Genomic DNA, 9214 nt, shown 5'->3' with positions numbered 1-9214 from the left:
AACACGGTAGTTAAGCTTCTCCGCGCCGATGGTAGTTGGGGGCTTCCCCCTGTGAGAGTAGGTCGCCGCCGGGCAAGTAAAGAATCTGGATTTATTTCCGGATTCTTTTTTCATATACTCGTTTATGTTTGAGTGTCGCTATTAAATGGAATAATATTAGAGAACACTAAAAAATTTATTTGAATAGAAGGTTGTGTCGTCATGCTAGAAGGAGCAGTAGGTGTCGTTATCACCATTTTTATAGTCAATATTTTATATGTTGCAATTTCAACTGTGCGACTTTTGCTAACAATGAAAGGGTATAGGTATTTAGCTGCTTTTGTTAGTATGCTCGAAATGATCATTTATGTTGTTGCTCTAAGTTTAGTCCTTAATAATTTAAATAATATTGCCAATGTCATTGCTTATGCAGTAGGTTATGGTGTCGGACTATTTATCGGGATGAAGATTGAAGAAAGACTCGCCCTTGGGTATATCACTGTTAATGTGATTACTAAAGAATATAATTTAGATTTACCAAATCAAATTCGTGAAAAGGGATACGGAGTAACCAGTTGGCTAGCAAACGGACGTGATGGTGAACGAATGATGCTTGAAATTTTAACACCACGAAAGTATGAACATAAACTGTATAAACAAATTATTGCAATTGATGAAAAGGCCTTTATTGTTTCGTCAGAACCTAAACAAATTCACGGTGGCTTTTGGGTTAGGCATGTTAGAAGACTTCAAGCCAAGAAAAATCAAGAAAACGAATAATAATAAATGGAGCGGGCAAGAAATTTCTTATTTCTTGTCCGCTTTTTGGTATGTAAATTTCAAAAAACACCAATAAATACGAACGTTCGTGTTTTAAGTTATAAAAATGTTCGATTTTTAAATTGACTTTTTAGCGTGCTATTGTTAGAATGAAATTGTTATCGGCGTTTAGTTCAGATGAAGAGGAGATGAGCAGCTAATGTCTGCTGAAATTGGTGTTATCATGGGAAGTACCTCAGATTGGGAAACAATGAAAAAAGCTTGTCTGATATTGGATGAACTAGAAATTCCTTATGAAAAAAAGGTGGTTTCCGCACATCGTACACCAGATATGATGTTTCAATATGCTGAAACAGCTCGAGAGAGAGGAATTAAGGTGATTATTGCTGGTGCTGGAGGTGCTGCCCATCTTCCTGGGATGGTTGCAGCGAAAACGACACTACCGGTGATTGGCGTTCCTGTTCAGTCGAAAGCATTAAATGGTCTAGATTCTCTTCTTTCGATTGTACAGATGCCTGGAGGTGTTCCTGTTGCGACCGTTGCAATCGGGGAATCAGGAGCTACGAATGCCGGATTGCTTGCCGCTCAAATCTTATCAATTTCTAATGGAACTATTACTGGCAGATTAGCGAAAAGACGTGCTACACTAGAAGAAAATGTACAGGAAAGTAGTGATAGTCTTGAGTAAAAAACATTTACTTCCAAATAGCACGATTGGGATTATCGGTGGTGGTCAACTAGGCCGAATGATGGCATTGTCTGCTAAGGCGATGGGATATCGAATTATCGTGTTAGATCCGACCGTTGACAGTCCAGCAGGTCAAGTTAGCGACGAACAGATTGTTGCGGAATATGATGACCGGAGAGCACTTCGTGATCTAGCGACTCATGCAGATGTTGTGACATACGAATTTGAAAATGTTGATTATGATGCGCTTGCGGATATTGAAAAAATTGTTTGGGTTCCACAAGGGACAGAACTTTTATCCATTACACAGGATCGAATTCTTGAAAAAGCATATTTAGAATCATGTAATATTAACATTGCCCCCTATGCGGTTGTTGTCGACGAAGAAGATATTCGGGAAAAAATCAAGGGGATCGGTTACCCAGCCATTTTGAAGACGGCTCGAGGTGGCTATGATGGAAAAGGTCAATTTGTTTTGCGTGAGGAAAGTGATATTGAAGCAGCTCTTCCGCTTCTTCGTTATGGATCATGTGTCCTTGAAGCCTTTATTCCTTTTGAAAAAGAAATTTCAATTGTTGTGGCGCGAAATGGGGCTGGACAGGTAGAAACTTTCCCTGTCAGTGAAAATGTTCATGTGAATAACATTTTGCATACCTCTGTTGTACCTGCAAAAATTAATCAAGATGGAGACGAGGAAGCACATGCGATTGCTGAGAAACTCGCCGAGTACTTACACTTAGAAGGTGTGCTTGCCGTAGAAATGTTCGTGACAAAATCGGGTGCATTATATGTAAACGAACTAGCACCGCGTCCGCATAATTCGGGGCACTATACGATTGAAGCTTGTTCGATTTCGCAGTTTGCGCAACACATCCGAGCAATTGTAGGCTTGCCACTTTTAAAGCCAGAACTTTTGAAACCCGCTGTGATGGTAAATATTTTGGGGCAACATGTGGAAGGCGTTAACAAGGCTATGGGAAGTTATGCGCGCTGGTTTGTCCATTATTATGGAAAAAAAGAAGTAAAACGTGATCGCAAGATGGGGCATATTACGATTCTTACAAATGATACAGATGCGGTATTACAAGATTTAAAAGAAACACAAATTTGGGACTAAGTGGAGGAACAAAAACGAATGATAGAACGCTATACGAGGAAAGAAATGGGCGAAATTTGGACGGAGGAAAATCGATTTAAAGCTTGGCTTGAAGTTGAAATTTTGGCTTGTGAAGCTTGGGCAGAGCTTGGTGTTATTCCAAAAGAAGATGTTGCTAAAATTCGTGAACACGCAACGTTTGATGTCAAGCGAATTAAGGAAATTGAGCAAGAAACTCGTCATGATGTAGTGGCTTTTACAAGAGCAGTTTCTGAATCGCTTGGTGAAGAACGAAAATGGGTCCATTATGGTTTAACGTCAACAGATGTGGTGGATACGGCTAACTCTTACGTACTCAAGCAAGCTAATCAGATTTTGCGCAAAGATATGGAAGCTTTTATCCAAATTCTTGCAGAAAAAGCTAAAGAGCATAAATATACGGTGATGATGGGACGGACACATGGTGTTCACGCAGAACCGACTACTTTTGGCTTGAAATTGGCTTTATGGCATGAAGAAATGAAGCGTAATTTGGAACGATTTAACCATGCTGCAAAAGGAGTTGAATTTGGAAAGCTTTCTGGAGCTGTTGGGACGTATGCGAATATTGATCCTGCTGTTGAAGAATATGTTTGCCGGAAACTTGGTACAACACCTGCGCCTATTTCAACACAAACATTACAACGTGATCGTCATGCAGAATATGTCGCGACTTTAGCACTGATTGCGACTTCGATTGAAAAATTTGCGGTGGAAGTTCGCGGTTTACAGAAAAGTGAAGTACGTGAAGTAGAAGAGGCTTTTGCGAAGGGACAGAAAGGTTCTTCTGCAATGCCACATAAGCGAAATCCAATTGGCTCTGAGAATGTGACGGGACTCGCACGTGTGATCCGTGGGCACATGGTGACAGCTTACGAAAATGTACCACTCTGGCATGAACGCGATATTTCACACAGTTCAGCAGAACGAATCATTTTGCCAGATGCGACGATTTTACTGGATTATATTTTAAACCGCTTTGGCTCGATTGTTCAAAACTTGACGGTATTCCCAGAAAATATGAAACGAAATATGGATGCTACACTTGGACTGATATATTCACAACGCGTTCTACTTGCTTTAATTGATAAAGGGATGGCACGTGAAGAAGCGTATGACACCGTTCAACCGAAAGCGATGGAAGCTTGGGAAACGCACACACCGTTTAGGGAACTGGTGGAAAGTGAACCGAAAATTACTTCCTTACTTTCGGCAGAAGAAATTGCCGATTGCTTCGATTATAATTATCATTTGAAAAATGTTGATATGATTTTTAACCGTTTAGGGCTTTAACAGAGCATGCCCGCATTTTGCGGGCACGCTACTTTCAATAAAAAAGGAGCGTTATAGCGTGAAAGACGAGTTGATTTATGAAGGCAAGGCAAAAAAATTGTATAAGACCCCAGAAGCGGGTGTTTTGCGTGTGGCATATAAAGATGATGCAACGGCATTAAACGGCGAACGACGAGAGATTTTTGCAGGAAAAGGAAGACGCAATAATCAAATCACTTCGCTTATTTTTCGTTATCTGAAGGCAAAAGGAATTGACAGTCATTTTATTGAAGAAATTTCAGAAACTGAACAGCTTGTTCAAGAAGTGGAGATTATTCCCCTTGAAGTAGTCGTTCGGAACGTTCTTGCTGGAAGCCTTGCAAAGCGGCTCGGCAAATCAGAAGGAGAACTAATTGAACAGCCAATTGTGGAGTTTTATTACAAAGAGGATGCGCTAAATGATCCATTTATCAATGATGATCATGTTTTGTTTTTAGAAGTGGCTACAAATCGGGAAGTGGAGATTTTGAAGCAAGAAGCGAGACGAATTAATGCAGCGCTCACCGAACTTTTTAAAAAAGCGGGTGTTACCTTGGTTGACTTTAAAGTGGAATTTGGTCGGACGAAGGATGGGAACATTTTGCTTTCAGATGAAATTTCACCAGACACTTGCAGACTTTGGGATGTGGAAACAAACGAAAAGCTGGATAAGGATGTTTTTCGTCGGAATATTGGGAATTTAATTACAGTTTATGATGAAATCTTAGCTCGCCTAGAGGAGGTTGCAAGAAATGTATAATGTTAAAATTTATGTGACTTTAAAGAAAAGTGTGCTTGATCCACAAGGAACGGCAGTCAAAGATGCTGCTAAAAGTGTGGGGTATGATGCTGTGAATGATGTACGAATCGGAAAGTACATGGAACTAAAGGTAGAAAAATCAGAGCGGGACATTCATGAATTATTGGACGAACTTTGTGATAAATTGCTAACTAATCCAGTGATGGAAGATTATCGCTATGAAATCGAGGAGGCTTGAAGATGAAATTTGCGGTGATTCAGTTTCCAGGCTCAAATTGTGATATTGATATGCTGCATGCTATTCGCGATGTGCTCGGAGAAGAAGCAGAATTTGTTTGGCATGCTGAGACTTCGCTAGATGGTTTTGATGCGGTTCTTCTTCCTGGCGGTTTTTCTTATGGCGATTACTTGCGGACGGGAGCGATTGCTAAGTTTGCAAATATTATGCCAGAAGTGCTTCGTTTTGCGAGTGATGGGAAACCTGTACTTGGCGTTTGTAATGGATTCCAGATTCTAACAGAAGTTGGTCTTCTGCCGGGTGCGCTTCTTCGAAATGATAACTTGCATTTTGTTTGTAAAACGGTGCCGCTTCGAGTTGAGAATACGAATACCATCTTTACAAGTGGATATGAGCCGCATCAGGAAATTAGGATTCCGGTTGCGCACGGGGAAGGGAATTACTATTGTGATCCGGAGACGTATCAAGAACTAGAAAGGAATCATCAAATTGTGTTCCGCTATATAAATGAGAATCCAAATGGAAGTACGGGTGATATTGCTGGGATTGTGAATGCGGCGGGAAATGTTTTAGGGATGATGCCCCATCCGGAACGGGCAGTCGAGGAACTGGTCGGTGGAACGGATGGGATTAAATTGTTTCAATCGATTTTGAGTTCTTTTAAGGAGGCTTATCAAAGTGCAAGCAAATGAACCTACAGCGATTCAAATTGAAGCGAACAAAGTGTATCTTGAGATGGGGCTAACAGATAACGAGTATGAGCTCATTGTGTCCATTCTTGGAAGAAAGCCCAACTATACGGAAACGGGCTTGTTTTCTGTTATGTGGTCGGAGCATTGTAGCTATAAGAATTCGAAGCCTGTTTTAAAGAAATTCCCTACGGAAGGGAAACAGGTGCTTCAAGGTCCTGGGGAAGGGGCTGGGATTGTAGACATTGGCGACGGGCTTGGCGTAGCTTTCAAAGTGGAAAGCCACAATCACCCTTCATATGTCGAACCTTATCAAGGTGCTGCTACGGGGGTTGGCGGAATTATTCGCGACGTGTTCTCGATGGGGGCTCGCCCGATTGCTATGCTAAATTCGCTCCGTTTTGGTGAGCTGACGAAGTCGCATACGAAGTACTTAGTGAGTGAAGTTGTTTCGGGGATCGCTGGTTACGGGAATTCAATTGGGATTCCAACTGTTGGTGGCGAGGTGCAGTTTGATGCTTGCTATGAGAAGAATCCTCTAGTAAATGCGATGTGTGTAGGGCTAATTAAGCAAGAAGATATCCAAAAAGGACAAGCGGCCGGTGATGGGAATCCCGTCATGTATGTGGGTGCAAAGACAGGTCGAGATGGGATTCACGGCGCAACGTTTGCTTCTGTTGAGTTCAGTGAAGAAGGCGAGCAACAACGTTCGGCGGTGCAAGTGGGGGATCCGTTTATGGAGAAGCTGCTGCTTGAAGCTTGCCTTGAAGTGATTGAGCAGCATGCAGATATTTTGGTTGGTATCCAGGATATGGGAGCTGCGGGTCTTGTTAGTTCAAGCTCAGAGATGGCTTCAAAAGCGGGAGCAGGGCTTGAACTTGTGATGGATGATGTCCCGCAACGAGAAACAGGGATGACTGCTTATGAAATGTTACTTTCTGAATCACAAGAGCGGATGTTGCTTTGTGTGAAAAAGGGTCATGAAGCAGAAATTCAAGCTTTGTTCGAACGTTATGGTTTGCATGCGGTAACGATTGGCCATGTGACGAATGATAAGATGTATAAAATCATTCATCAAGGTGAAGTGGTTGCAAATGTACCAGTAGATGCGCTGGCTGAGGATGCGCCTGTTTACGAGAAGCCATCTAAAGAACCTGCACGCTTCCAAGCTTTTCAAAATGAAACGCCATTTGCGCCGCGCATCGCCGATCATGGACTTGTGTTTGAAAAACTCCTTGCTTCCCCAACGATTGCAAGTAAACGTCACATTTATGAGCAGTATGATTATCAAGTGCGAACGAGCACGGCGGTTGCACCGGGGTCTGACGCGGCAGTGATTCGCGTGCGAGGAACGGATAAAGCCATTGCGATGACGACGGATTGTAACTCGCGCTATTTGTATCTTGATCCTAAAGTGGGTGGAGCGATCGCTGTTGCTGAGGCAGCACGAAATATTGTTTGTAGTGGAGCAAAGCCACTTGCCATTACGGATGGGCTGAATTTTGGAAATCCGGAAAAACCTGAAATTTTTTGGGAAATTGAAAAAGCGGCAGACGGAATCAGTGAGGCTTGTCGTTCTCTTAACACGCCTGTTATTTCTGGTAATGTCTCGCTTTATAATGAAACAGATGGAACAGGTATTTATCCAACGCCTGTAATCGGGATGGTTGGGGTAATTGAACAAACAAAAGATATCACAACGCAGCACTTTAAGGCGACTGGAGATCTTATTTTCCTGATTGGAGAAACAAAAGCTGAATTTAATGGTTCAGAACTGCAAAAACTTTTGGAGGGAAAAATCAGTGGGCGTGCACCGGAGCTTGATCTTCAAGTCGAACAAAAAACACAATCGGCGCTTCTTGCGGCGATTCAAGCGGGAACGGTTGCGAGTGCGCACGATCTTGCAGAAGGTGGACTTGCTGTTGCTCTTGCTGAAGCTTGTTTTGCAGGAGATTTCGGAGCGGATGTCGAGATTCCGTTTTCACTTACTGAGCTCTTTAGTGAATCGCAATCACGCTTTCTTGTATCGGTGAAGCAGGAAAACCGGGAGTCTTTTATGCGGCATGTTGAAGGGCTTATAGCACGCGAAATTGGAACGGTAACGGAAAATGGTCGCTTGGTTATTAAAAGCGGAGAAGATGTGCTAGAAAAAGAAACTGAGTCACTTCGGACCATTTGGGAAGGGGCGCTTTCATGCTTGCTGAAATAAAGGGTTTAAATGAAGAATGTGGAATTTTTGGCGTCTGGAATCACCCGCAAGCTGCTGAAATTACGTATTATGGCTTACACAGTTTACAACATCGCGGGCAAGAAGGTGCGGGAATTGTTGCAACAGACGGCAAAGTGTTACGCGGGCACCGCAACTTAGGTTTGCTAGCAGATGTATTTAAACATGGGGAACTGGAAGGTTTACCAGGAAGTGGCGCAATTGGCCACGTGCGCTATGCAACAGCTGGCGGAAAAAGCCTTGGAAATGTTCAGCCGTTTTTGTTTCATTTTCAAGATTCTTCACTTGCTCTTGCGCATAATGGGAATTTGATTAATGCGAAGACGCTTCGGAAGGAACTAGAAAGTGAAGGCGCCATTTTTCAAACGAGTTCAGATACAGAAGTGTTAGCGCATCTCATGAAGCGAAGCCGGACAGGAGACTTTATGCAAGATTTAAAGGTCGCTCTCCGCAAGGTTAAAGGCGGCTTTGCTTATATGCTACTCACGGAAAATGCGATGATCGCAGCACTTGATCCAAATGGTTTCCGACCGCTTTCGATTGGACGGATTGGGGATAGTTATGTGATTGCTTCTGAAACGTGTGCATTCGAAACGGTTGGGGCAGAGTTTGTTCGGGATGTGGAGCCTGGTGAGTTGATTGTAGTGGATGATGATGGATTGCATATTGATTCATTTACAAAGGATATTAAGCATTCGATTTGTAGCATGGAATATATTTATTTTGCTCGTCCGGATTCAGATATTGCGGGAATCAATGTACATTCGGCACGGAAGAGAAGTGGGAAACAGCTTGCTAGGGAGGCTTTTGTAGATGCGGATGTGGTGACGGGGGTTCCAGATTCAAGCATTTCTGCTGCCATCGGGTACGCGGAAGAAGCAGGTCTTCCTTATGAGCTTGGATTAATCAAAAATCGATATGTGGCGAGGACTTTTATTCAGCCTTCTCAGGAACTGCGTGAACAAGGCGTTCGGATGAAGCTTTCGGCAGTGCGTGGGGTTGTCGAAGGGAAGCGGGTTGTGATGATTGACGACTCAATTGTACGCGGCACGACAAGTAAGCGAATTGTGAATTTGCTCCGGGAAGCTGGGGCGCTTGAAGTGCATGTGCGGATTGCTTCGCCACCGCTTGCGTTTCCTTGTTTTTATGGGATTGATATTCAAACGCGAAATGAACTGATTGCGGCGAATTATAGTGTGGATGAAATTTGCCGGATTATCGGTGCGGATTCGTTGCAGTATTTAAGCGAGGATGGCTTGATTGATGCGATTGGTAGGCCTTATCCGGATGAGCCTTATGGCGGGCTTTGCATGGCTTATTTCAATGGGGATTATCCGACGCCACTTTATGACTATGAGGCGGAATACTTAGCAAGTCTTGAGGCGCAAAAAAACGGATTGTAGAAGG

The 9214-nt window shown here is 43.0% G+C and carries 9 protein-coding genes and 1 rRNA gene; all 10 read left to right on the top strand.

Annotated features, from left to right (window positions below; genetic code table 11):
• Positions 1 to 74: ribosomal RNA gene (gene rrf, locus HB912_RS13420) — 5S ribosomal RNA — on the top strand; the annotation flags it as partial.
• A gap of 127 nt (positions 75 to 201) precedes the next feature.
• Positions 202 to 759, top strand: a complete 558-nt coding sequence (locus HB912_RS12620; protein ID WP_185375079.1) for a DUF2179 domain-containing protein — start codon at positions 202 to 204, stop codon at positions 757 to 759.
• A 199-nt stretch (positions 760 to 958) separates the two neighbouring features.
• On the top strand, positions 959 to 1447 hold the full coding sequence (purE, locus tag HB912_RS12615) for a 5-(carboxyamino)imidazole ribonucleotide mutase (protein ID WP_036072236.1): 489 nt from the start codon (positions 959 to 961) through the stop codon (positions 1445 to 1447).
• A complete protein-coding gene (gene purK, locus HB912_RS12610; RefSeq protein WP_185375077.1) occupies positions 1440 to 2564 on the top strand; it encodes a 5-(carboxyamino)imidazole ribonucleotide synthase in 1125 nt (374 codons plus the stop codon). Before purE ends, purK begins: the two co-directional genes overlap by 8 nt.
• An 18-nt stretch (positions 2565 to 2582) precedes the next feature.
• Positions 2583 to 3875 (top strand): adenylosuccinate lyase, encoded by a 1293-nt coding sequence (purB, locus tag HB912_RS12605; RefSeq protein ID WP_185375076.1) that lies wholly within the window; start codon positions 2583 to 2585, stop codon positions 3873 to 3875.
• Positions 3876 to 3933: 58 nt separating this feature from the next.
• Positions 3934 to 4653 (top strand): phosphoribosylaminoimidazolesuccinocarboxamide synthase, encoded by a 720-nt coding sequence (purC, locus tag HB912_RS12600; RefSeq protein WP_185375074.1) that lies wholly within the window; start codon positions 3934 to 3936, stop codon positions 4651 to 4653.
• A complete protein-coding gene (gene purS / locus HB912_RS12595; RefSeq protein ID WP_185375072.1) occupies positions 4646 to 4891 on the top strand; it encodes a phosphoribosylformylglycinamidine synthase subunit PurS in 246 nt (81 codons plus the stop codon). The genes purC and purS overlap by 8 nt, the downstream gene beginning before the upstream one ends.
• 2 nt (positions 4892 to 4893) lie before the next feature.
• Positions 4894 to 5583 (top strand): phosphoribosylformylglycinamidine synthase subunit PurQ, encoded by a 690-nt coding sequence (purQ, locus tag HB912_RS12590; RefSeq protein ID WP_185375070.1) that lies wholly within the window; start codon positions 4894 to 4896, stop codon positions 5581 to 5583.
• Positions 5570 to 7789 carry a phosphoribosylformylglycinamidine synthase subunit PurL gene (gene purL / locus HB912_RS12585; protein ID WP_185375068.1) on the top strand — a complete coding sequence of 740 codons (2220 nt, stop codon included), beginning with the start codon at positions 5570 to 5572 and terminating at the stop codon, positions 7787 to 7789. The genes purQ and purL overlap by 14 nt, the downstream gene beginning before the upstream one ends.
• Complete coding sequence (purF, locus tag HB912_RS12580) at positions 7774 to 9210, top strand: amidophosphoribosyltransferase (RefSeq protein WP_036072243.1); 1437 nt, start codon at positions 7774 to 7776, stop codon at positions 9208 to 9210. Before purL ends, purF begins: the two co-directional genes overlap by 16 nt.
• The last annotated feature ends 4 nt before the right edge of the window (positions 9211 to 9214 follow it).

The organism is Listeria aquatica, assembly GCF_014223975.1.
Lineage (GTDB): Bacteria > Bacillota > Bacilli > Lactobacillales > Listeriaceae > Listeria > Listeria aquatica.
The sequence above is the reverse complement of the archived record's forward strand: the minus strand, read 5'-3'. Positions and strand labels throughout refer to the sequence as shown.